Below are 24,270 nucleotides of genomic sequence, written 5' to 3' on the forward strand. Positions count from 1 at the left end.
CGCACAGTAATAATTAACTACGAAAATGATATGCTATCCTAGCCGGAATTTGCAGGTTTTGAATATCTTTGAATTGGTAATATTGCCCCCGCATTTGCACATTTTGAATTAGACTAACTGGAGGCATATTCACCACATCGTAGCTCATCACTTGATTAGTAAACATCACATCCAAGGGATTTAAAGGAAATTTGCAAGTAAATATGCCTTCATAAGTTTGAGGTTGGGGTAATTTCTCAACTGTCACCTCAGCCTTACTCATCCATTTACCTAAACGAATCCATTTTGGTAATTTGATTTCGTTTTTGGTGATGACAAAAAACTCAAATTGACTTTCTGGTGCAACTTCCTTCGCTCTCCCAAAACTCGGAATATTTTTCTGCGTCTTCTCCATCTCCACATGATAGTTATTATTAGCATACTTCCAAGTGTTGAGAATAGTAGAATGTCCGATGGAATGTGCGGGAGTGACATAAATTCCCTGTTCATTCAGGGGTGTTAAATGCTCCTCATATTTTGGCACTTGTTCGGGACAGAAGTAGCGATAGGAATGTTCCTCAGCTACGGTGGTAGAATAGATGGCGCTATCAACTAAACCCAGTGCATAACAGAGTGCGTAATTATGAATTACTGGCTCTGTTTCGTATAGTCTGCCAATTTCACGAGTAGCAAAATAAAGGCTGTCGTGTAATTCTAATTGACAACGGTAAATTAATACCATTACTCTTTCCCCGCTTTCGCAGCAGTTTTCTTTTTACTAATGTGCTTATTGGCGTAAGCTTTTGCTTCTGCATCAGCTTTTTGTAAAATGCTTTTAATTCCTGCTTCATTTGCAGTGAGATTTTTCACTTCTTGTAATAGAGGTGCAAAAGCATCACCAATAAAATCGGTGTGAACAATAAATTCTTCAGTCATTAAAGTTTCAATCGCATTTTTAGCAGCCGTCATGACCTCATCTTCATCTAGAGGGTCAGGAGAATTTAAGGAATTATTCGCTTTCATCTGGTCATATATTGCTTGAGTCCAGCGTAGATTACTAGTAACTTCACCATCAGCAAATACAACTCCAATCAATTCATTTCTTACTCTACCTGTGCGGGTGGTTTGCGCTCCATAATGGCGTGTGCGTAAAATGTTATTAAAGACGTAAAGGAAGCTGGCTTCTGTGGGGTCTTTCAGAGTAACAATACTAGGAAAGAAAACTTGTGGTCTAATGTGGTCTTGTTGATTAATTCGGCTAGTAACTTCGCCGGGTTTGGAACCATTTTCACCTTTAGAAGCCATTGTCCCATTTTCAAAGGGAGCATTCAAGGTAAAGGTTTCGTGAGATTCATCAAATGCAGTAATTGAAAATGCTGTATCGACTACAACCTTAGATTTTTCGGAACCAGAATCACCAATTGCAAAACCATAAATAATGCAATCAGGATTATCCATTGCAAAATTAACGTTATATTCGCATTCTTTATCCGTCATTAAACCATAGTTTCGTAGTAATTCCCTACCTACTAAACGTTCTGGGGTAGATTGTTTACGTTTGAACATTGATAACCTACTAATTGTAGTCTTATCTTTAACTCCGGCTCTAACTCTGGCTTTATTTAATTCTCCATCTGTTTGAAATAAGGGGTAAGATTCGGTGATGCGAATTGTGAGAAAATGGGCGTATTTACCCATTGGTTTGTAGGGAATTTCTGCTTGAAATAACTTAGATTCAACAGTTTTCAGTAATGTCATAATTCATCTCCAAATAATTTAGTAATGGTTGAGGTGAGTAGAACGGACTAAATAAATCAAGGTTTGTAGTAAGGACTTTAGTCCTTTTTTTGAGGACTGAAGTCCTCACTACGAACTCAATCGTGATAACTTGACAATAGTTAACATAGTTTGATTGATTTTCGACGGTTTACTTAAAATCACAAATTAATCATCATCAGATTCAGGCGATTTATCATCTTTACCTGCGTTTTCTTTGTCATCTGCTAAACGATAAAGAAACTCACAAGTGTCACGAATTAAGTTGAGTTGACGACCTGCTAAACGTGCGCGATCGCCTGCAAATGCTTTCTCAAATACTTCGATGACAAAATACTTTGCAAAGTCTAAAACGGCTTGTCTTTCTTCTTCCCGTTTACTTAATATCCAACGTCCCTCAGCAGTGGAAGCATGAACCCGATCCATGAGTTTAAAAACTTCTGCGGCGACGGCTGCAACTAAAGTGTCTCCTTGAAACACAGTTGATTCAGCTTTCAGGATAGTTTCTGCTGCAATATCGATAGGTTTGAGGACAGCATTAGACTTAGGATTATAACGCTTATTCGCCCGATAAAAACGGCGATAAAGTTCTGTTAAATTCTGGGGATGATTTAAACTCGATTCTGGTTGCACAATCAATGTTTTCGTATCCATATTATACTGCACATAAGGGTCAAAACAAGGGTAAAAATGATAGGCATAAAGCCGAATTTTCTCGATGCGTGCTGTTTCTATTCCTTGGTTACGCACCCAACGATTGAGGTAAGAAAAAACGTACAGAGGACTAGTTTCAAAATCCTTTGCAAGTTCCGTAAATCTCCCCCAGTTAGCATCGTAACCAGATTTACCTTGTCTAGCATTGACATCAAGGTGAATTGCATAGGCGGCGGTAAGCACGTTGAGAGGTGCGGGGTATTGAATACCGTTGTCAAGCCAACCCTCAAGGATGTAGTCTAGACGGAAGCGATCGCGTCTGACTAATGCACGGAAAGCATGAGGCGCACTATCGAGAAAAACGCTTTCTTCAAATTCTGCACCATCATTAAAAGGCGGAATTGGTGACTCAGAAACCACAGTTTTCACATCTAAAATCATTGGGAAAGCAAACGCCAACCAACTTGGCATAATCCAAGATTCGGTATCTGTGCTATCTCTACCAGGTGGTAGCGCCATGAAGTAAAATGTTAAAGGTTGGTCATCAGGATAAGACAGTTTAAATGTCCGGTCTTTGTCTCGTTCTAAGTTTTCATCAATTAAAAAAGCATCCACACTTTGATAATTTTCTCGTTCTAAGTTTGCCTGTAAATCCTTACTGATAAAGTGATTACGGACGCTGGTATCGAACCGAGTTTGTGCAATCCCATTGTATGCTTTCTGTAAAAACTTATTGGTTTCCGGTGTGAAATAATAAGTCGGATAAAAGTAGAGATAGCGATATTTCCCATCTTCAAATCTTTTACCCACCGCTTGAGTTTGATTCATCAAGATTTGCCTCAGCATCATCTCTACACCCGCAATACTTGAGATGTTGCGTTTAGCGTTAGAACCTCCTAACATTTGCTTATTTGTATAAACTTGGGGAGTAAATAAAACTGCCGATTCCATCTGTTCTGTCACTGTATAGGCAGAATGGGAAATCGAACAGATTAATTGTCTTCCTCGTCCTGGTTTTTTAGCAGCATTATAGTTATTTAACTCATCTACAAATGTATCTACTTGAGTTTTCACTGATGCGTCTTGATTGGTATTTGGTAACATGACAACTCTTGCTACCCACAGCCGCAAATCATCCCAACCATCAGGTAGTTGATACTGTGCAATGATGGGTGAAATTAAGCCTGTCAGATATTGAATAACTTGCTGACAAGTTTCGCGGACATTTTCAATCCCTGGATGATGTTCTAAATATTTAGCTGCGAGATAATACCATTCATAAGGTACGCCTCCCGTATTCCCTTTCAACTTATTTTCTTTCAGGCTTTCATTGATGCGTTGAATTTCTCGAATTTGCGGTAAGTATGACGTAAGATTCCAGAATTGTGCAACCTTATGGGTTAAATCTAAAGCTGGTACTTCTGGTAGCTTTTTGTCTTTCTTGCGAATATCCTCAATGCGATTTACTGTTTCATCCCAAATTTTCCGACTAACTAAATCACCAAACTCAGCAATTTGATCAATACGAATATCATCAGCAAATTTAAAGTCATAGTCAGCCGATAAAACCCTTTGTTGCTGAAACTTAATTAAATTATCACTGCGACTTTTCGCTACTGAATCTTTATTCGGGTTTAAGATGCGTAAGGTTGCATCCAAAGCCACCTGCATTAAGCCTGGAGAATCAAAAAATAAGTTGTAGTATTCGGCATATTTCATGCCTTTCCCATCTCTACCAAAACCTGTTTGTCTCAGGCGTAGTTGTCCTGCACAAAGAGATTTGATATTCTCAACTACAAGGTCTGGTAAATCTTTGATGTCAATAGCTGGTGCATTACGCGCAGCTAAATAAATTACTCCTGTGGGCAGATATAACAAAGGTTCATAGTAGGTATGCTCATCTGTATTCAAACTGGTGTGAGCTTGAATTAAAGCATTGTTGACGACATTAGTTAAAACGCCTCTATTTTCAGCAATGCTGTGATAGGTAAGTTTTAATTGTCCATCACTTAATAAGTGGAGAATTTCCTTAAGTTTGGGGTGTTCTGCGTCTTGGGGATGCTTGACGATGGAGGCGAGGGAGTCAGCTAAACAAGTTAAAGCTGATAGTTGACGTAGGGTGCGATCGCGCAATACTGGATTCAACCCAAATTCCGAAAAATTCCAGTTAGTATCCCACCTACTTTGTGCATTATAAGCCATGCACAATAAATCATCAATATATTCTTGATAAGCCTCTGAATTTTCTGGATTAATAAACTTATCCAGTCCCAATTGCCGAACTTTCACATCAATAATTGGGCGATGTTCTGCTAACGGTAACTTCCGGCAATCATTCGGCACATCAGGGAACTTTTCAAAGTCATGTAAAATAAACCCAGCAATTACCAAACGTCGTTCTCTTTCCTTCACCACACGCTGGACTGTAGTATCGAGTTGCTGTAACCGTCTCTCAATTAAATTAGCTGGAAATAAGCCATTTAATAAATGTGTATTCAATGATTGATCAGCCGCATTATCTCGCCTAACTTTGCTTTTCCCTTCTGCTTCTCGCTGCTGGTCAATTGTATCGAAATACTTACCCCCTTTAGCAGTTACACCAATAGCTATACGTAAGAGATTTGGTAAAACATACTCAGCGAAATCTGTCATTACTTGGTCATCAGGATTTTGTGCCTGAATTGCTTCGCGCAGTAGTTTAAGACTGAGTAATTCATCTGGGGTTTCGATAGTGCGATCGCCATCACTATCAAAGCCAAAATCCCCCGATAACCAATCATCAGCTTCAGTTTCTAAAAGTGATAATTGTTGATATTCATCTGAATTTTTACTTTTTTTAGCCATTTTTTTGATTCAAAGAAATTAAATAAGAGTTCACTTGGCGCACGTAAAGCGGATATTGTTGTAATGCAAAACTGATAGCTTTGAAAACTTGTTGCGGATCTATCTCGTCATACTCATGCACAAGACGATTCCTTAATCCTGATGATGGTGCTATTTGTCTTGCTAGTTCTGGCGTGATTACTTGATATTTGCTAAGTTCTATGAAACCTTCAAAGTTAGTAACGCAATTGCCAGGATTTAATTTAGATAATATGTGTTCATTGATATCTATTGCTGCTTGAGTCATTAATTGCAGCAGTCTTTCTACAACCAGTTGTTTTTCAAAATCATTGAGAAATTCATCTAGGCTAATAGAGCGAAACTTCTCTAAAGTATTGTAATACTTAGTAATTAACCTCAGCCTAACTAAAACTATTTCTGAATCTATGTTACTCATGCACCCCACTTTTTCAATTCCATTTCAATAATTTTATGTTGTTCTTTACGGAAATGTTTTAACTCAGATTCAGATTTAAGTGACTTTAATTTAAACTTCTGAAATTCCCCATCATCTTTTTCAAATAACATAATCCCATCACGAGCTATAAAATGTGATATTAATTCTGAACAATGATTAACTTCTACAACGTCAATATGATCTGAATTTAATTTGAATAATTCGCCAATAACTATTGGTAATTCAAACAAACGGAAACTATTATCTTTTACATAAGTCTCACGTTGTTCTTTGTCATACAGAACAGCAAAATCCCAGTCACTCTTGGCGTTGGTGTTACCAGTAGCCCTAGAACCAAACAGAACTAACATTTTTAAGTAAGGAATTTTTTCCTGTATTTGTAGGGAAAGTTCTTGTAACTCGGCTATTGTCGGATTATTGATTTGCATTTAATTATTCTCCGTAAGGATTAACATTTATTGGCTTAGGGCAAATTAATATGAAGCTGTGTATAATTAGAGGTCGGGAATAATTGAACGCAGATGCACGCAGATAAACGCAGATAAATCAATTGATTTTATAATTGGCAACTCATATAAAATTGGTATTACTCTACAATTTTATTCAATACCTTCGAGTAATTTGGCAACTTGTTCTGGTGCTGGAAGCTGATTTTTTAATTCTTGAGGCAAGGTTGAAAATACTTTATAAGTTGCTATACCAATCGGTTTATTTGATTCTCTAAGTGCATATTCAACAATAGTTTTGTTCTTAGATTTACAAAGAATAATGCCAATTGATAGGTTTTCATCCGGTAGCCTTACCTTGTCATCTAAGACAGCTAAATAAAACTGCATTTTTCCTACATATTCAGGTAAAAACTCTCCTGTTTTTAACTCAACAGCAACTAAACATTTCAATTGACGGTGATAAAGCAGTAAATCAATAAAAAATTCCTGCTCTCCAATTTCTAAGCGATACTGACTACCCACAAAGGTAAACCTGCCACCCATTTCTTGTAGGAATGGTTGAACTCTCGTTAAAATTGCTTGTTCTAATTGTCTTTCGCTGTGTTCATCTGCTAATTCCAAAAAATCAAAAGTATATTCATCTTTAACAGCTAGTTGTAGTTGATTACGGATTTCTACCGGAACGGTTTGGTTAAAATTTGTTTGGTTGAGTAAAGTTTTTTCATAGGTTTGATTTTCAATTTGATGAATTAAAACATTCTTTGTCCAACCAAATTTACGAGTCATTCTGATGTAAAATTCACGTTCTAGGTCATCCTTGCATTTCTCTAAAATGACTAGATTGTGTGTCCATCCAATTTCTCGCACCATTGGTGCGAGTTTTTCATTCGCGGCGTAAGTTTCATAAAACAGCCTCATTCGCCAGAGGTTAGCAGCCGAAAAACCGCTAATTCCTGCAAATTCTCTCCGCAAGTCTTTTGCTAGCTGTTCCACTACTGATTTACCCCAGCCGGCTTGCTGCTGTCGGGTAACAATCATCTGCCCAATATCCCAGTACAGGGCAATGAGTTCTTTATTAACAGCCTTCAGCGCTTCATACTGTGCAGAACGAATGCGTTGTTTCACTTCCACTAGCAAATCTCCATACTCGTCTGGAATTGGTTTACTCATAGCTGTGGACTTTCAATTGAGTCATGATTAACTAACCGAGACGCATAGATTAAACAGGCTTGTACATCTTCTTGTTCTAACCAGGGATAACCCGCTAACAAGGTTTCGATAGTATCTCCCGCCGCTAACATTCCTAAAATATGTTCAACCGCTAGGCGGCGATCGCGAATAATAGGTTTACCGCCAAAGATTTGCGGGTTGACTGTAATTCGTTCTAATAGTTTTTGTTCGTTCATAGAATATCTGTATAAAAACAGTAGAACTAGGGTAGATTGCTTTATGCTGTGTACGCTGCAAACACCCTATAAATCTGGTAAGCAGGAACTTGAAACAACGACTTTCCGATTACAAGTCGGATGTACTTGTAAACAGCATCCTACTCTGGTGGGCAATATATATTTACTAAACCTTGCAACTCTTCAATTTCAGCATCTAGATACCTAAGACGATTCAGGATTAAATTCTTACACTCCTCAATCTGCTCATCCCGATTGCTGAATTTTTTTAATTCTTCATTGATTGCATCTAGTTTTCTCTCTAAAGCACTGATGCGACAGCGATTTTCACGAACTTCTCTAAATAGTCTTAAAGTCAATGCTTGATCGAGATGATCAAAATCAGCATCAAGTATAAGGCTCGTCAGGTGGGGGTCGGCATTCTGTTTTCGCATTTGTCTTGCATAGAATAACAAACAGTATATAGAGTTCACAGTTTATTAACCAGGGAAACTCTTTTACCCTGTATAACACTTGTGTACTATAGTTATAGTATAAGTCTAAGGCACGAAAATTTATAAAATCCCTATCAGGGATTGAAACAATACCCTGTGAACGTACTACTGTTCGTTCTTCTGCCTTTAGACATTGTATAACCAAAATCCCTATCAGGGATTGAAACTTCAACCAATCCATATTTCATCCCCTTTGCTTTTAAACGTGTACGCCAAAGTATCAAGCAACAGCGCAGAGTGACCGAAAGCTATGGAATAGGGCGCTGTCGCATCATGGAAACTGAACCGATCGCTAATTGGGTAAATCTGAAAGTGCATCGGTAGCCTTAGCCGCATCCGCACTTCCGCCACAGGACGGCGAATTACATAACAAACTAAACCCTCTTTTTTCAGTCGTTTGTTAATTTCCCCAATCCAGTAGTTTTCCGGTTGCCAAACTTCCACACCCTTTAATACCTGCACCTTCCAAGCATCGGCGATCGCCTGCAAATCCCCAGCGTAGGTAAACTTCCAGTTCAGCCTTTCCTCCCGGTAGGAACGCAACTTCATAAATGCCATACAGTGAGTAAATCTACCTTTTGCGATCGCCACTCCTGTACGTTCTGCGGTTTCCTTAAGTGTCCGTATAAATGCCGCCTCTGTCCAAACTTCAATCTCTAAGTTACCTAAAATACCCGGTAAATCATAGGTTTTAAATCTGTCTACTTCATTTTCTTCGGTTAAATCATACAAACCACATTGCAGAGAACTCACACCCCGGAAACTAGCAGCATCATCTGCAATGGGATTTCCCGATTTATTACCAGACAGTGCTTGCCAATCTTTTGCCCATCCTGAAACACGCCCAGCCACAGATTTTAAGCTAGTGCTAAATACTTCCTCACAGAGTTTTTGAAACTCTTGTCGGCTTTGGGCATACTGTTCTTTAATCGTGCGATCGCCTAACTTAAAGAACAAGTAAAATGACTGCACTGCACCCCAACTTTTATAATAGCCGCGAAAATCATTTATCTGGCGATATTTCTCAGCAAGAATATTATGAAAAGATGGGCGATCGCAAATCCTATCTACTTCTAAAGGTGGTGTATCACCCTGAAATAAACGTTCAACCAAAAAGTTAGGTACTAACGCAAATGCCGTAAAGTTTTGAAACTTAATTTCTTCCCCATCCTTTTCATAACCATCATGTCTACCTAAGCGTCCCAAACGTTGAATAAAGTTACCCGCATCAGAGGATTCAAAAATCAAGAAATTAATTTTAAAATCAACCCCGACATCAATTGTGCTAGTTCCCAGCACCAAATCAGCCGCCAAACTACCTTCTTTTTCCGCCTTTCCTGATAAGCCTGTATTTTCTCCAACTTTTAAACCATTAGGCTGCAAAATTTCTTGAAAAAATGGAGTCAAGCGTTTAACTGCGGCGATGGAGTTAAGAATAATTGCTCCTTTACTCCCTGGATATTGCTGAAACTGCGCTAAAATTAAATTACTATTTTCTTTCAGCCAAGTTTCCGATGCTTTAAAACTCGGTTCCAAAGGAATAAAATTTAGTGAAATTGCCCGCGCAACTTGTCGCCATCCTTGATTTCTAAGTTCTTCCTCTTGTGCTGGCGTGTCAGGAAATTGATATTTATTTTGTTCAATAGGGTTAATTTCTTGGCAACGAAATCCTGCTAGTTTTAACCTGTCAATTAGATTTTTATCTGGTGTAGCAGAAAGAAACAGAAATTTCTTCCGGCGATTTGTGCAGCGAATTAACAACATAGTGTTAATGACACTAGCTATTTGTGGCGCAGCGAAAACATGAAACTCATCAAAGATAAATAAGTCAAAATCCTTGTCAATTTTTGCCCACAGTTTATCAGGACTATCACCAGGAATTATATAAGCGCCGCGATGCAGATAATGAAAGATATCGGGGTTAGTTAGTAACGCTTCTCTTTGGCTAGTGAGAGTTGCGATCGCAGAACTTTTTTTCAACCCTTCATTCTCTGCATAAACTTCTAAATCAGCCCCACTCAATCTAACTATACGCGGTTGATTTTTTGGTTGAAATTTTTCTACATACCCTTGAGTTTGCGTTTCTTGGTCACGGGCTAATTCATTAGTAGGGTAAAGTCCAATAGCAGACAATTCACCTTGTAAAACTTCTAAATATGCAGCTAAACTTTTACCATCTCCTGTCATCGCAGTGTTAAACACCACATCAATATTCGGATTACGTAGTGCTTCTAAAGTAGCGACTTGATGCCAAGATAAAGACCAATTTTTCGGTATTTGCACCCCATCAGGTGTGGGGACTGTTTGCGAATAAACAGGTTTGAGAGTAATTTTGTAATCTTCGGACATACACTTAAATAGTGTCCGTAACTGGTTGTTAAAATCTATATTGCCACGCAAAATGGAGATTGGCAAGAAGTGTAAGTATAAAAGTGTCCGTATAAATGAGTCGTAAAGGTCAGTCGATAACTCTCTCATTAAAAGAACGAGATAAAGCCGAACTAGAAGCGATCGCCCTAGAGTTTGGCATAACATGGGGCGATCGCCCGAACATATCCAAATTAGTAGAAGCGATCGCCCAACGTAAGTTACTCATCGGCAACAATCAAAACTGGTCAGAAAGCCGCATCAGGGCCTTACATCGGTGTATTGGTGCATTAACTGACATTGGGCAGATTGAACAAGCCCAAGTGATTGCTAAGTTACTACTAGAACGCAGTGAATTATCAATCCCACTGAGAAACGAAATTGAACGTTTCCTAGAAAATTTGCCCCCACCTTGGCGTTTACAAATAGATAATTTCATCCTTCGCCAGCAGCCGTTTCAGCTAACCTATCAAGATGCAGCCGGACGCTTACTTAATTTCACAGTCCGCTATGCCAAAATTGCACCCCATGAAAAACGACAATACCTAGATTGCTGGTGTGAAGAGACAGAAGGAAACTTTGACATACCTGAACTAATGCACAACTGGAGTTTACGGTTAGACCGAATTACCGATGCAGCCGTGACTTCAATTAGTGGGGAATGGCGTAATAAATTAGATGAAATCACAGTAGAAATGCACCTATTTGCAGGTTTAGTATTTGCCTATCAAGCCAAACCAGAGGACGAGACTATCGAATGGCTACCAGATAAACCAAAAGTTCGACGAGTTATGAGGCGTGTAGCGAGTACCTTTTGGTTTAGCCGCGAAGTCATGCAATATGCACCAGATTGTATAGTTATAGCGCCAGAGAATGTGCGCGATCGCTTTAAACAAAAACTCCTCACCCTCTGCCAGTTGTATGATATCGAAATCAACAGCTAGCAGGGGTGTAAGGGGGTAAGGGTATAGGGGTGTAAGGGTTTTCAATATGTACACCCCTATACCCTTAACCATGAAACTAACGGCGTATACTCCGAGGGTCAAGGGCATCTCTTAACCCATCACCGAGTAAATTAAAAGCTAAAACCGTCAAAATAATCAATATCGCTGGCGGCCAAATTAACCAAGGCTGCAACACAATAATCGAAGCATTACTAGCTAGGGATAGCATATTACCCCAAGATGGGTCAGGCTGTTGAATACCCAAACCGATAAGACTGAGTATCGCTTCCGAACCGATAAAACTGGGAACCGCCAAAGTAGCCGAGATAATCACATAAGTAGCAGTTTGCGGCAAAACGTGACGGCGAATAATATATAGTGGATGACCACCCATAGCCTGGGCGGCTTGGACAAACTCACGTTCCTTAATTGACAGCACTTGTCCGCGAATTACCCTAGCTAAACCCGCCCAACTAATCACAGAAGTAATCAACACAATGAGTAAAAATCGCTGACTGCTAGTTAAACCCGCAGGTAAAACCGACCCCAAGGTGACTAGTAGATAAATACTAGGGAAGGTCATTAGCACCTCGGCAATACGCATGATAATGCTGTCCGTCCAACCGCCGAAATAGCCAGAGATACCACCTATCAGCAAACCGAGGGGGAAAGTAATTACCACCCCAATAATGCCGATAAACATACTAATACGCCCACCATGTAAGAGACGGCTAAATTGGTCGCGTCCTTGTTCGTCAGTACCTAAGATGTTAATTTTTGCCCCGTTATCCGCACCAAATAAATGCCAATTTAAAGGGATACCAGGGATAACAGTAGTTTCTTCCCAATTAGGCGGTAGGGGTAAACTCACCCGTAACAGTCGATACTCAGGGCCAGAGACAAACAAACGTACAGGTGAGGGCTTTTTGAAGTCTACAATGACTTGGCGATCGCCTGTTTCTAAATCCGTGTTTCCTTGAGTTGTCGGATAAACGTGAGGGCCGATAAACTGACCAGATGTTTTAGAAACCCAATAAATTTTCGTTGGTGGTAATAGTGAACCGTTTGGCTGCGCCACATAAGGATCATAAGGGGCAAGAAAATCAGCAGCAATCACCGCCACATAGAAAATTATCAGTAAAATTGCCCCAAATCGCGCCAAAGGGTTTTTCTGAAGTCTTTGCCACCAATTCATAATTTATCTGCCTTTTGTCAGTTGTTAGTTGTCAGTCGTGAGGCAGTGCGGTGGGCGGGTTCCCCGACTTGGAGCAACTGCCGAACCCGTTCGCGTTAGCGTCCCGTAGGGAAGGGTCAGTTGACTATGGACTAATGACCAATGACCAATGACCAATGACTAATGACTATCTAAGCATGAAGTTTTTCCACTAGGTGCAGACCTTCCTCTTGATTTCTTTCATGTTCCACTACAAACACATTGGAATAAAGATTGGCTAAAATTTGTTTACCTTGCTGTGTCAAAGATAAATAGCGCAATCCATCCTTAATATATGGATGAACACTATTCCAGTAAAATTTAGCGTAATTCTTGCGTAAATCGGCTGGTGTTTCGTAACCTAACACTTTAGTCACACCAGTTTCTTCAAACTCGTAGTACAAAGATGTGATTTTTTTCAAGTAACGCGGGTCACTTAATTGTCCAATCAAATCGGCAGCACGCACTAGCCCTGGATAACAAAGTGTATTTTGCTGGTCTTCTGCTGCGGGTACAGGAAAACGAGTCCACTCAATATTACTTTTAATCACCTCAGCATCTATCAGCTTATGACCGCCAAAACGTTCGTCAATAAACAGTTTAGCTCTATCCACGTGATATGGTGTCAAACTAGCATCGGAAGCACCAGGATGTAGAGAAATCATGTTGCCATTTTTGCCAGTAGCGTATAAATTGGTTTGTTCTTGGTCTTGTCGGCAGACTCCTTTGACGTAGCCAATATCATGACATACCAAAGAAATAATAAAATGTAGCCAGTCTTCGCTAGAAACCCCACCTTCGCGGATGTGTTTACCGCGCAAAATTTCTTGCCCTACAAGCGTAACCAAAATTGAGTGTTCCACATTGTGATAGAGAGCATCGCTATTAGCAATGTTCTCTAAAGCCATGTTACCAGCCCAAGCGATGATGTCTTGGTAATCATTCTTTAAACAGCCATAAGTCCTGGTGTAACCTTCCCGGATTTGTTTGACAAAAGCATCAATTAAAATTTCTGTAGCGTTAAACATATCAATTACTCAATTTAGGTAGCAATTATTGCTAGTAGGTTTGCAAAAATACATAATCAGGGCAGACCTGATTAGGATCTAACGCAATTTAGATTCATCCTTTTTAACTCAGGTGTCAGGGTGTGTGCTAGCCGATTGGCTATTTTGTGTACTTAGTAAAGTATGTAATCACTACTATCCATTTTCCATATTTTTTCACTGTATGGCGGTGATCTGAATACAAAAGCTATGTGACTCAAGTATGAGCGATGGTTTATGGCAGGTGAGTACACCAACGCCTCTACTGATGAGAATACTAACTTATGATGAGGATGCAGATATTATATACACTGCAAAAATAATGTTATAATACCAGTTATACTATGCGCGGGCGTAATTCAGTGGTAGAATGTCACCTTCCCAAGGTGAACGTCGTGGGTTCGAGTCCCATCGCCCGCTTTTGAAAAAGCTTTATTTAAAGGCATTCCCAGGATTTACCCTCAAAATCCTATCAACTAAATCTGTGAATTCATGTATACCAATTTACAATTATTAGCTTTTTTCTGTGACTTTGGGTGTAGTTCACCAGCTGACTTTTTCATCGAAAATTTTTGACAGTCCACGGTCCTCATAGGGCCGTGGACTGTCAAAAATCAAATAGGATTCCTATAATAGTACACAGATGGAAACGATATGATTGGTAACATCGGATCACTCAAACCATGTTTAAGTGACCTCCTACAAGCATTACAGGAACTAGACAAACTGCTGGAACAAGCGGGTATAGCAGCCGAAACTGCCTATGGTGCAGAGTCAGTAGTTGATTCTTACCGAGGGCTTTATATTAATCAGAACGATGTGGAACGTATTTTACAGCGTGAACCAGTTACGTCTCCCTTGCGTTCCCCCACTGTCGATTTAGGCAAATTTTTGGCAAATATCAGCAGCTATTCTAGTTTCAAATGGCTACAACAAACTTTTGGTTTATCTGATTTCGATATTGCTCTAATTCTCATCGTTCTAGCACCAGACATTGACCTGCGTTACGAACGTATATACGCTTATTTGCAGGATGATGTGACTCGTAAGCGTCCCACGGTCGATTTAGCTCTAAATCTGCTATGCAATTCTGCACAAGAAAAACTAGCAAAGCGAATTCATTTTGCGGCTGATGCACCTTTGATTCACCAAGGCTTACTCCATGTCATACCAGACCCAAATCAAATCCAACCCTCACTACTAGCCCATTACCTCAAGTTAGATGAGCAAATTACTCGCATCTTGCTGGGTGAACCAGGACTAGACCAGCGTTTGGTCAGATTTTGCTATTTGCGTCACTCAAAATATTTGCTGGACGATTTGCCATTAACTGCTGACATCAAACAGGGTCTGAAAGCATTAACAGTACAAGCATGGCAAACTCGATCATCATTACATTTGTATTTTCATGGTTTCCCTGGTTTGGGTAAAGAAAAAACGGCTGAGGCGTTAGCAAACTATTTAGGAGTTCCCCTCATCACGGCAGACTTGCTTTTAGCCCTAGATTTAAAAGTTGATTGGGAATATCTACTGCAACTGCTGTTTCGGGAAGCGCAACATCACAATGCGATTATTTATTTACCTCGATTTGATGAGTTATTGGCTGAGGATGGTAAAGTCATCACTCAAAATTTGTTAAATATCCTTGTTAATTATCAGGGAATAGCTATTTTAGCGGGTAAGAAAGCTTGGCAAAACAAGATCGCTCATAATCTCAATATTATTGCTATTAATTTTACTTTACCAGACTTGGCGCAGCGTCGAGCTTTCTGGCAAAGTAACTTAGCACAAGCGGGGATTCAGTTACCTGAAGATGAGTTAGAGTCTTTGGTAAGTCGATTTCGGTTGACACCAGCACAAATCAGCAAGTCTGTGATTACAGCTTGTAACCAAGCCCTGTGGCAGGAAGCCAAAAGGAACCAAAATATTGGGGACTTATCTACAGTGGAAGCAAATAGCTTTCAAAGGTCAAAAGTCAAAGAAGACTCTCTCCCACCTGTTTTACCAAGCATCAGTGATTTATTTGCCGCAGCGCGGATGCAGTCTGGAGAAGATTTGGCGGCGTTAGCGCGGAAAATTCACCCTAAATACACCTGGAATGATATTATTCTCGCTGCCGACCAAATTGACCAACTGCGGGAAATCTGCCATCAAGCTAAGTATCGGTCTGTAGTTTATGGTCAGTGGGGGTTTGGGCGCAAGTTATCGCTTGGTAAAGGGTTAAATGTGCTGTTTTCTGGTTCTCCAGGTACGGGTAAGACAATGGCGGCGGAAGTCATTGCCAATGAGTTGCAAATTGACTTGTATAAGATTGACCTATCCCAAGTTGTCAGTAAATATATTGGCGAGACAGAAAAGAATCTTGACCGTATTTTCACGGCGGCTCAGAGTGCTAATGCTATCCTGTTTTTCGATGAAGCCGATGCTTTGTTTGGTAAGCGATCGCAAGTTAAAGATGCCCATGACCGTTACGCCAATATTGAGGTCGGTTACTTGTTGCAAAAGATGGAGGAATACGAAGGCGTAGCAATTTTAGCAACAAATTTACGCGATAATATGGATGATGCCTTTGTCCGCCGCATCCAGATAATTGTCGAGTTTCCCTTCCCAAATGAAGAAGACCGCCAGCGCATTTGGCAAGTGATATTTCCCCCAGAAGCACCCCTTGGTGAAGATGTAGACTTTGGTGTGTTAGCTAAGGAAATTAAATTAGCCGGAGGGAATATCAAAAATATTGGTTTGGCGGCGGCATTTTATGCAGCCAGCGATGGGGATGCGATTCAGATGTCGCATTTAATTAAGGCGGCGGCGCGGGAGCATCAAAAGCTGGGGAGGACGTGGCAGATGCACGGACTTTGATAGGTTAAAGGTGTGGATGTGGAACTATGAACTGCGATTGTTTAAAAATTGTGGACATCATAACTAATTAACCGAACATGATACAAGCTAAACATTTCATTATCAAAGAGTTATCAAGTTTGCTCGAGCAATCAAGATTTCGTTGAGGTTGACAGCTTGGGCTTCTGGTAAAAGTGCCAACCTAAGCTGTAAATCCATTAAATCTGCAAATTTTCCACCCCGCGTTCGCTCTTGGAAAATAAATTTAGCTAGAGGTATTGAAAGCGCTGCTTGTAAAGTTTCTTCTGTATCCGTGTTGAGATTGACACTACTCACTACAGCATTTGGGTTAATAAATGTATTGGGATAGACTTGCTCTTCTATGGTTAAGCTTGGTGCTCCTTCCTTCAAGGTAATAATTTTGCTGTTTGCGGTGATTGTAGTTGGACGATAGCTAGCAGGTTTGCTAGCATCACTTCCAGGATAATTTGGAGTAATTTGCATAAATAGCAACACTCCTTTTTCTGCTTTTAAAAGTGCTTTGTAGCTCTCGGCTAATGTATTCTCATAGGACTTAAACGTTGAAAGGTTTAATGTTGCGTGCATAGGTACCAAGTTTCCTGCCCCCGAAGAGCCATAGAAACGATCACCAATCAAATGACCTCGGTGATCTCCAGGCTGGTAAGCTGGAATTCCACCAGGAAGACTCTTAAGTCCTGGGAGATTTTCTCGTTCTTCTCCATCTTTGACACCTTTCACATATCCTGAAGGCCCAGATGCACGCCCTAAGCTGTCAGTAGGATAAGTTGGCGGAACTGGTGTAATCACACTTTCGAGTGCGTCCTGCTGTTGTTTTTGTGCATCACTACCTGAGAGCATGGTTGGAGTGGAGAAACGAAATACTTTTAAATCCTTACGAATTTTAATCTTGTGTCCACCACCAACAGACTTTTCGTAAATATATTCTCCGGCACCTTCGTCTGCTTCCCTTTCATCCTTCTTATCTTTACCAAACCCCAAAAGCTTACCAGCCGCTTTTACCAAGTCATATGCCTTCTGAATCAACCAGTCGATCGCCTTCCCAACTGGTGCTTGCACTTTCTCAATTACTTCGCGAATTTTCTTGCTAATCCCAGTTATACCCAACAGGGCAGCTAGGAAACTGATGGCCACAGGAACAGCTTTGCCCAGGGCATTTTCCACTGCACTGGCAGCAGCACCGATCGCACCATCGGCGATCGCACTCACGGAACCAACCACCGCATTCACCAGAGCAGCAATCTGACTACCACGTTCTACAAAAAACATGATAATATCATAGATGGCCTTGCAAGCTTTGATAAAGGCTCCGGCAGGATTTAATAACCCAACAATCCAGGTGACTCCAGCTTTGATAATGCTATCGGTGACGAAGGATTTGATGCCTGCAAGCACCACATCTGCCAAATTACTCAGTTGCTCCTGAATATAGTCCCATACCCCCATAATGCCCTGAGATATCAGGATCTGGAATATCCCAGCAGTGGTTTCCATCGCTTTCACCACTTTTTCACCCAAGATTTTCACCGCACGGGCGCGAATGAATGCCCAGGTTGCCCCCAGCACTTGCATAATCAGACTGAGGATACCCTTCAAGTCAAAGCTGTCTGGAAGCTGAATACCGGCTTGCGCCAAAGCACCGAACAGCCAGCCCATCAACCCTTGTTGTAAGTGTGCAGCAATATTCCCCACAAAGTTCATGAAGCCCTGCTTCACACCTGCAACCAAGTTCCCCAAAAAGCCGATGGGGTTCTTGATAATTTTCTTAATAGCCGCAGCGTTGCCTAACAAGCCCAGCAGCATAGTTTTCAACTCTTGGATGGTTTTAATGGCTCCACCCAAAGCTTCTTTGGCCGCATCCACCCAACTTTTATTTTGGGCTTTCATTTCTTCAATGCGGGCATCGATCGCTTGTAATTTCTCGTTGTATTTTTGAGTTAAAGAATCAATCAGTTGCTCTTGCTTATCCTCAACACTTTGCTCTAACTTATCAAAATCGCTTTGAATCTTTTGGGCATCTTCCTGTAATGCTTTACGCAGATTTGCTGGTTGCTGCTCCAGTTTAGCTTCTATCGCTCGTCTACCCTTAGCAATTTCGTTTTTTGCTTCATTCAGCCCCTTCTCAACCAGGATGGCAATCCCATTGAGAACCTGATCCATATTTTCGATGTATAGCGATCGATGCTTGTGATAAAATTTATCCACCTCAGAAGGAAATCCCAAACGCTCCTTCAACCATTGCCAAGCCTCACCTGCCCATCCTTGTTTAGCCTTGTAATCATCCATGTCCCTTTTGACACCATCCTCAAAGGCTTGTTGAGCAGCATTAGCGCCTTTGTCAAATGCCTGGTTAACTTCGGTGTCTAAACGGGTCAGACGGTCTTCAGCCGCTTTCTTCGTTTGTGTGTAAATTGTCTGTAGCTCGTTGGCTACTTCATGGCGTTTCTGCTCATCCTGGTTCTTTGCTTGCTTTTGCGTAACGGTGGTTTTATTTTGTGTTTGCCCCCGAATTACGTGCATCTCAGCAAGCTGGGTTTGCGCCGTTGTCACTGCTTGAGACTGGGCTTGAGTCAACAGTGCTTGTTCGCTCTGGCGGTATTCCTGGGGAGCTATGACTGCATCTTTTTGTGCCTGTTGTTTGGCATCTGCGGCGGCGAGGAAATCTGGCTCGTTTGATTTTTTCAGTTGGTCTTCCGTAACATCGGCATCAGCCATTTGTTTGTCTAGAGACTGACTGCCTTCCTGAAGCGAAATCTCGGCATTTGTTTTCGGCTTGGGTGCTGCTTGCGCCGCATCGATTCCTGCGGGAGGCGCACCTGCTGGATTTGCTGGCAAAGGAGTGACAGATTTAGGTGCGATGCCACTTGGATCGGGAGTGCCTTTGACTTTAGCTTCAATCCCTCCTTGTGACTGTTGCTTAGTCGCATCCACCTGTCCCGCCAGCGCAGCTTTAACTGCACCTAATTTGCCACTTTCTTTAAATTTATCGACTTGTTCTAAATTTTTCGGGGCGGCAGCCTCAATTTTTGCTAGTAATGCTGTCTTGAAAGCATCCCGGTTAAAGGCTTTCGCTTGCTGCTGATCCATCTGCTGCACTTGCTTGCCTGCTGCTTTACTGGTGATATCGTTGGCAGGTGGCAAGGCGGCAGCCTGGGCTTCGGCCGTTTTACTTTTGGCTGGCGGATGTTGCTTTTGTTGGCTAGCAGCAGCTTGAGCTTTTTTCACTACTGCCTGAAATGCTGGATCTTGGGCAGGGGAAGCGGGGGCTTTGTTGCCACTGACTTTTCGCTGAATTGTGGGGTGGGAATTTGGAGAAATGGCGATCGCATTTTTTTTCTGCCACCCCAAGGAAGGATTTCCACCTCCTCTGTCTGACTGCGGTTGCTGGATTTTGCGCTTTACCGTCAAGGGCGGGGTGGGATTTTGCTGGAGGGTGTGGGTTAATTCGTGCGCCAGTAGGAATTGTCCTGAACTTGTGTGAGGTTCGTAGCGTCCAGCCCCAAAGAAGATATCCCGCCCAATGGTAAATGCCTGAGCGTTGAGTTGTCCTGCTATTTCTGCCGCTTGGGAGTCGGTATGAACAAGTACGCCCCCAAAGTTATAACCAAAACGGGACTCGAAGAAACTGCGAGTAGATTCTGCCAGGGGTTGTCCTCCCCCTCGCATGGTTTGAATGCGCTTTTCTACGTGAGGAGTCACTTCAGGGGTTGTATCTGCCGTTCCTTTCGTTTGAGCAGTTTCATCTTTATCTTCGGTTGCTTGACGTTGCAACATTTGGGCAGTTTCATCTTTGTCTTCGGTTGCTTGTCGCTGCAACATCTGAGCGGTTTCTTCTTCTTTGTCTTGTGCTTGACGTTGAACCAAGGGAGTAATCGGTACTATTGGTTTAGTCTGAGCCGTTTCTTCTTGCTGTTCTTCTGGTTGTCGCTGTATTGTGCCAACTGTGGATTTAGCTTGAGCGGTTTCTTCCTCCGGTTCTTGTGGTTGTCCCTGTGTCAAGGGTTCAGACATTCGCATGACATTGTAGGCAACATGATCAGCTTCCATTTCGTAAACATCATTAGGTTTACCTACTTTCAGCTTTGCCTGGATAAGTTGAGAGACTGCTTGATTGCCGATTTTTCGTTGTAATTGCCACAGAGGGTGAGTAGTGGGAAGTGAGGATTTATGAGATGCGATCGCACTAGCAAATTGACTAGTCGCTGTAGTATTTTGAACTTTCGTTGCTTTCTGCTCTCCCATACAACTCACCGCCCTTTTTCTGATAAATTCAATTTAGATAGCTTGGAACTTTGAGGGAAATTTTTGAGCCAAATTTTGGCTGTGAATGTTTCTCAATTCTTAATTGTGACAAACTTGTTATCCAGATACTGCTCTTGCCGAAATTTCTGAATTATTCACAGAATATATTATATTGAAGCTTACCCCCACCCTGAGTCACCACGAAGCGTAGCTCATGGTTGCCAATTTCTTGCGGCACTAAGCTTGTAATATCCAACACACCTGTTCCACTTGTAATGAGCGGGTGTGTAGCAGATCCATTACCAATTTCTCTCCAACCGTTGAGTAGTTGAAGTAAACTATCAGTTCTTGGCTGTCCATTGACAAGCAATTGTAAACTGCTGAAATACTCCTTGCTCTGTGTCCCAGCCTGTATTGATGCTCCCGTTGAACTAACGGTTATTGAGTGTTGATGGTCTCCCAGATTTGATACAATTCCACCAGATAGACTATGATTGTGAGAACCAGAACTGCTCACCCAGTAAGCAGCCGTCTCTCCAGTTAAACAGGTGAGTAAAGAAATCCAACCGCTTTTCCAACCTCCTAGACTGGAAGGAAAAGACCCCCCATAGTTGTGATCTGATGGTTTTCCTGCTCCTCCTGTGTTGCCGACATTAATGGCATGAGTGTGATCACTAATGCTACTAATAGAAAAATTATGCCCATGACTGTGATTAAGGCTTATGCTTTGTGCAGCAGCCTGATGAGTGTGACTTCCCAGTTCAGTGTAAAACGCTCGGCTGAATAGTGAGCCTCTTAAAAAAAGTTTAATGGTTTTTGGAATATGCAATCTACTCTCGAAGCAAAGATGGATAATGAGTGGCATATTCGGGTCTATATCTACAATGCCATGATATTGGCGCTTGCGTAAAATCATGGCAGCTAGAGTATCATCCTTGACTTGTATATTTCCATCTACATATAGGTCTCCAAAAACATTTAACTTCACCGAGTCAATTGAGCTAGCCTTAATATCCCCTACAACCTCCAATTTATACTTAGGATCTGTTGTACCAATACCAACATTCCCCGAAGCCATCAAAGCAATGTGGTCGTCACTGTTGTTACTTGTGCCAATCTCGAAGGTCGTGTTTTCGCCTGTCCTGGAATAATATCGCAGCCAAGCTGCATCGCCAGTTCCCCCACCCGGATCTTTAGGAAACATAATGCCGGATGCTTCTGTATTGCCGACACTGGGAATAATCGCTCCCTTAGTTACTTGCAAATTCGCATTCACCGTTAGGGGGCCTGTCATCGTGTCCCCTGCTTTTTTCACAATGCTGTTTAAGGTCGCATTATTAATTTTGGCACTGGCGAATGTCCGCATATCTTCAATATTAATAATATTGCCATTAATAGCTAGGTTCACCTTTGCCAGCAGAATTACTACATCGTTACTGGTTGGTTGGGATGTTGTGGTTTTAATCAGAGGACGTTCAGTAATACGTCTGTATTGATTGAGGAGACCGCTAGTTACGTCTTTATCTTGTTCATCTGTGACATCTTTATACTCTATGGTCACATATATACCACCAGTCGCAGTTAGGTTGAGGGGTTGTGGTAGTGTATCAGAGGCAAGGATAATTTCTTTACCATTTTGATCAATTGCCATGCCGGCTTTGACGATAAATAGTTTGTTATCATCTGTTTTGACCTCTAACCCATTAACTACTCCCGGAGTATGCAGTAATCTATTGTGACAATGGCGCATATCGCGATGGTATGCCTGCTCATCTTGAAAATCTTTGGCTACCAAAAACTCGGATGTGAAATAGTTGGGGCGCTTAATTTCTGGCATAATATATTTCTCCTAATATTTGTGACTAGTTACTGTTTGGGTTGGGTGGGTGAAGGCATTGTTCCCAAGATGGTGTTCACACCCAAAACGCTAGAATTTCTATCTTCGATTTGGATGGTTCCGGGATAAACAGGTATAAGTTCGTAATCTGTATGGGCTGGTTTTTCTAGTTGAATTAGGGCATTGGCAATTTCTAACTGTCTTGCTAAATCTTGAGGTTTTCCTTGTAATTCTTTGTTTAAAGCAATGGTGACGGTGAAAAAGTGGTCTGGCAATTCTGGCTGTGCAGTTTCGGTAACGTTAGGTTTAGCTTGGACAAAAATCTGCAACAGTTCTTCTAGGTTTGCCTTTGTTCCTCGTAATTGATAATGTTTGATGATATTGGCAATAAACTTGCGCTGGATATCGGGTTCAAGGTCTGCTCGCAAGCTAAGAGCAGTCCAACCTGCTAACCAAGAGAGAAATTCATCAGGTGTGTGGGGGGGAGGGGTATTAGGTGATGTTTTTTGGGCATAGGGAACAAAATAAATTGCTATTTCGGCAATAATTTCTTCTATTCCCTTGTCAGGAAACTTATGTTTATTATTGAGTTGCGGGAAGGAAACATTATCATTTGCCCCCAACAGTATTTTTTCAAATGCTAGGAGAAACTGACCCAGAAATGGGTCTGTTTGATAAATAGCTGGGAGGTATTCTAAAAGTTTGCTGGTATTGGGAGGCATAGGAATTTAACAGTTAATATGAAAAATTATTTTGGCTTGATGGGGGACTCAAATTTTAGTTCGATATTACCTGGGGTAACGAGTTCTTCTGGCTGAATTTTGATGGCTACTAATTTTCCCTTGTCTCGCAATATCCGGTTAGAGTTACTGACTGTCAGTTCTTCTTGGTCATTAGTGGGAGTGACGAAATCTATTCCCTTTAATTTGTCAAGTAGTTCGTAAATTTCTGAAACATAGACATGGCGACCGAAAGGCCAGCCAAGGCTTTCTGCACCACCAGTCAGGGGATGAAGAAATTTCCGCGCGGTAGCGATCGCTTTATCTCTCACATCGGCTTCCTTAACATCACGCTTGAGATGCAGTGTCATCCGCACTCCGACTTCGACGTAACGGGGAGCAACTACGTTGACTTTTGTAGTTAACAACCTTCGGGGTTCGAGATATTTAATTACTGTCTTAATGAGGTCTTCCATTGACACAGGTTTTAAAGTTTCTCCAGGGGGGTGAGGAACAATCACAATACTGATCTGCCCTGGTCTTTCTTCTGGCTGTAATGGATTTTCTGAGACTAAGTTGCGTCGGGGAATGCAGCGAACACGAGCGATTTGGGGAGATGCTGCCAAAGTCAGATTTTCAAAGTCTTGGCAAGTTACAGCACGTTCTGATTTCCGCAGCTTGAGAACAGTTTCGCGGATTTCTTCATTCAGAGTTTTCTGGGGTGAAGGTTGCCAATCTGGCCCATTCAGCAGTTTCAAAAAGGCGTATTGATTAGTATCTGTCACCCGATTGAGCCGATAAATTAGCATTTCGCTCAGGTAGGCAAAAAGTTCAATCAGGGTGATACCTGGGTCAGAGGGGTTATAATTTGTCCAATCCGGTGCATAGCTAGGAATTAAGCTCAGAGCCTCTTGCACCAAATCGTCGTAAGTGCGATCGTCTAGGTTAGGTAATTCTATAGGCATC

Annotated in this window: 17 protein-coding genes and 1 tRNA gene; 3 read left to right on the plus strand and 15 right to left on the minus strand. The window is 41.5% G+C overall.

Annotation, left to right across the window (positions count from 1 at the left end; all coding sequences use genetic code 11):
• Positions 1-13 precede the first annotated feature (13 nt).
• From cas5d to cas3, 9 genes are all read right to left on the minus strand, one after another.
• Positions 14-721, minus strand: coding sequence for a type I-D CRISPR-associated protein Cas5/Csc1 (cas5d, locus tag H6G83_RS24780; RefSeq protein ID WP_190476871.1), 708 nt, complete (start codon positions 719-721; stop codon positions 14-16).
• Positions 721-1,737 (minus strand): type I-D CRISPR-associated protein Cas7/Csc2, encoded by a 1,017-nt coding sequence (gene cas7d, locus H6G83_RS24785; RefSeq protein ID WP_190476873.1) that lies wholly within the window; start codon positions 1,735-1,737, stop codon positions 721-723. The genes cas5d and cas7d overlap by 1 nt, the downstream gene beginning before the upstream one ends.
• A gap of 186 nt (positions 1,738-1,923) precedes the next feature.
• Complete coding sequence (gene cas10d / locus H6G83_RS24790; RefSeq protein WP_190476875.1) at positions 1,924-5,253, minus strand: type I-D CRISPR-associated protein Cas10d/Csc3; 3,330 nt, start codon at positions 5,251-5,253, stop codon at positions 1,924-1,926.
• Positions 5,246-5,689: a type VII toxin-antitoxin system HepT family RNase toxin gene (hepT, locus tag H6G83_RS24795; RefSeq protein WP_190476877.1), complete on the minus strand. Its 444-nt coding sequence runs from the start codon at positions 5,687-5,689 to the stop codon at positions 5,246-5,248. Before hepT ends, cas10d begins: the two co-directional genes overlap by 8 nt.
• Entirely contained in the window at positions 5,686-6,138 is a 453-nt protein-coding gene (mntA, locus tag H6G83_RS24800) for a type VII toxin-antitoxin system MntA family adenylyltransferase antitoxin (RefSeq protein ID WP_190476879.1), read from the minus strand. Before mntA ends, hepT begins: the two co-directional genes overlap by 4 nt.
• Positions 6,139-6,309: 171 nt before the next feature.
• Entirely contained in the window at positions 6,310-7,329 is a 1,020-nt protein-coding gene (locus H6G83_RS24805) for a PDDEXK nuclease domain-containing protein (protein WP_190476881.1), read from the minus strand.
• The gene (locus tag H6G83_RS24810; RefSeq protein ID WP_190476883.1) at positions 7,326-7,565 is read right to left on the minus strand and encodes a DUF433 domain-containing protein; all 240 of its coding nucleotides are present in this window, start codon (positions 7,563-7,565) and stop codon (positions 7,326-7,328) included. The genes H6G83_RS24805 and H6G83_RS24810 overlap by 4 nt, the downstream gene beginning before the upstream one ends.
• Before the next feature lie 140 nt (positions 7,566-7,705).
• Positions 7,706-7,999: a hypothetical protein gene (locus H6G83_RS24815; protein WP_190476885.1), complete on the minus strand. Its 294-nt coding sequence runs from the start codon at positions 7,997-7,999 to the stop codon at positions 7,706-7,708.
• 228 nt (positions 8,000-8,227) lie between these two features.
• Positions 8,228-10,408 (minus strand): type I-D CRISPR-associated helicase Cas3', encoded by a 2,181-nt coding sequence (gene cas3 / locus H6G83_RS24820; RefSeq protein ID WP_190476887.1) that lies wholly within the window; start codon positions 10,406-10,408, stop codon positions 8,228-8,230.
• A gap of 95 nt (positions 10,409-10,503) precedes the next feature.
• Between cas3 and H6G83_RS24825 the strand changes: the two genes are divergently transcribed.
• On the plus strand, positions 10,504-11,370 hold the full coding sequence (locus H6G83_RS24825; protein WP_190476889.1) for a helix-turn-helix transcriptional regulator: 867 nt from the start codon (positions 10,504-10,506) through the stop codon (positions 11,368-11,370).
• Positions 11,371-11,446: 76 nt separating this feature from the next.
• Here H6G83_RS24825 and H6G83_RS24830 read toward each other — a convergent pair whose 3' ends face one another.
• Positions 11,447-12,565 (minus strand): ABC transporter permease, encoded by a 1,119-nt coding sequence (locus H6G83_RS24830; protein WP_190476891.1) that lies wholly within the window; start codon positions 12,563-12,565, stop codon positions 11,447-11,449.
• 170 nt (positions 12,566-12,735) lie between these two features.
• Positions 12,736-13,611 carry an Npun_R2479 family HD domain-containing metalloprotein gene (locus H6G83_RS24835; protein ID WP_190476893.1) on the minus strand — a complete coding sequence of 292 codons (876 nt, stop codon included), beginning with the start codon at positions 13,609-13,611 and terminating at the stop codon, positions 12,736-12,738.
• A gap of 366 nt (positions 13,612-13,977) precedes the next feature.
• On the opposite strand from H6G83_RS24835, the gene H6G83_RS24840 reads away from it, so the two are divergent.
• Positions 13,978-14,049: transfer RNA gene (locus H6G83_RS24840), tRNA-Gly, on the plus strand.
• Positions 14,050-14,283: 234 nt separating this feature from the next.
• Entirely contained in the window at positions 14,284-16,488 is a 2,205-nt protein-coding gene (locus tag H6G83_RS24845; protein WP_190476895.1) for an AAA family ATPase, read from the plus strand.
• A gap of 102 nt (positions 16,489-16,590) precedes the next feature.
• Here the strand turns inward: H6G83_RS24845 and H6G83_RS24850 are convergent, their stop codons facing one another.
• From H6G83_RS24850 to H6G83_RS24865, 4 genes are all read right to left on the minus strand, one after another.
• A complete protein-coding gene (locus tag H6G83_RS24850) occupies positions 16,591-20,748 on the minus strand; it encodes an eCIS core domain-containing protein (protein WP_190476898.1) in 4,158 nt (1,385 codons plus the stop codon).
• A 151-nt stretch (positions 20,749-20,899) separates the two neighbouring features.
• Complete coding sequence (locus tag H6G83_RS24855; RefSeq protein ID WP_190476899.1) at positions 20,900-22,585, minus strand: hypothetical protein; 1,686 nt, start codon at positions 22,583-22,585, stop codon at positions 20,900-20,902.
• Between the two features lie 29 nt (positions 22,586-22,614).
• Positions 22,615-23,307 (minus strand): phage tail protein, encoded by a 693-nt coding sequence (locus H6G83_RS24860; RefSeq protein WP_190476901.1) that lies wholly within the window; start codon positions 23,305-23,307, stop codon positions 22,615-22,617.
• A gap of 26 nt (positions 23,308-23,333) precedes the next feature.
• On the minus strand, positions 23,334-24,269 hold the full coding sequence (locus H6G83_RS24865; protein ID WP_190476904.1) for a baseplate J/gp47 family protein: 936 nt from the start codon (positions 24,267-24,269) through the stop codon (positions 23,334-23,336).
• Position 24,270 lies beyond the last annotated feature (1 nt).

Origin of the sequence: Anabaena azotica FACHB-119 (assembly GCF_014697625.1) — a bacterium.
Taxonomy (GTDB): Bacteria; Cyanobacteriota; Cyanobacteriia; order Cyanobacteriales; family Nostocaceae; genus Trichormus; species Trichormus azoticus_A.

Coding starts and splice junctions, on each gene's coding strand:
- H6G83_RS24825 (WP_190476889.1), top strand. CDS start 10,504: ATGAGTCGTAAAGGTCAGTCGATAACTCTCTCATTAAAAGAACGAGAT.
- hepT (WP_190476877.1), bottom strand. CDS start 5,689: ATGAGTAACATAGATTCAGAAATAGTTTTAGTTAGGCTGAGGTTAATT.
- mntA (WP_190476879.1), bottom strand. CDS start 6,138: ATGCAAATCAATAATCCGACAATAGCCGAGTTACAAGAACTTTCCCTA.
- H6G83_RS24850 (WP_190476898.1), bottom strand. CDS start 20,748: ATGGGAGAGCAGAAAGCAACGAAAGTTCAAAATACTACAGCGACTAGT.
- H6G83_RS24845 (WP_190476895.1), top strand. CDS start 14,284: ATGATTGGTAACATCGGATCACTCAAACCATGTTTAAGTGACCTCCTA.
- H6G83_RS24805 (WP_190476881.1), bottom strand. CDS start 7,329: ATGAGTAAACCAATTCCAGACGAGTATGGAGATTTGCTAGTGGAAGTG.
- H6G83_RS24855 (WP_190476899.1), bottom strand. CDS start 22,585: ATGCCAGAAATTAAGCGCCCCAACTATTTCACATCCGAGTTTTTGGTA.
- H6G83_RS24835 (WP_190476893.1), bottom strand. CDS start 13,611: ATGTTTAACGCTACAGAAATTTTAATTGATGCTTTTGTCAAACAAATC.
- cas5d (WP_190476871.1), bottom strand. CDS start 721: ATGGTATTAATTTACCGTTGTCAATTAGAATTACACGACAGCCTTTAT.
- H6G83_RS24815 (WP_190476885.1), bottom strand. CDS start 7,999: ATGCGAAAACAGAATGCCGACCCCCACCTGACGAGCCTTATACTTGAT.
- H6G83_RS24860 (WP_190476901.1), bottom strand. CDS start 23,307: ATGCCTCCCAATACCAGCAAACTTTTAGAATACCTCCCAGCTATTTAT.
- cas10d (WP_190476875.1), bottom strand. CDS start 5,253: ATGGCTAAAAAAAGTAAAAATTCAGATGAATATCAACAATTATCACTT.
- H6G83_RS24810 (WP_190476883.1), bottom strand. CDS start 7,565: ATGAACGAACAAAAACTATTAGAACGAATTACAGTCAACCCGCAAATC.
- cas7d (WP_190476873.1), bottom strand. CDS start 1,737: ATGACATTACTGAAAACTGTTGAATCTAAGTTATTTCAAGCAGAAATT.
- H6G83_RS24830 (WP_190476891.1), bottom strand. CDS start 12,565: ATGAATTGGTGGCAAAGACTTCAGAAAAACCCTTTGGCGCGATTTGGG.
- H6G83_RS24865 (WP_190476904.1), bottom strand. CDS start 24,269: ATGCCTATAGAATTACCTAACCTAGACGATCGCACTTACGACGATTTG.
- cas3 (WP_190476887.1), bottom strand. CDS start 10,408: ATGTCCGAAGATTACAAAATTACTCTCAAACCTGTTTATTCGCAAACA.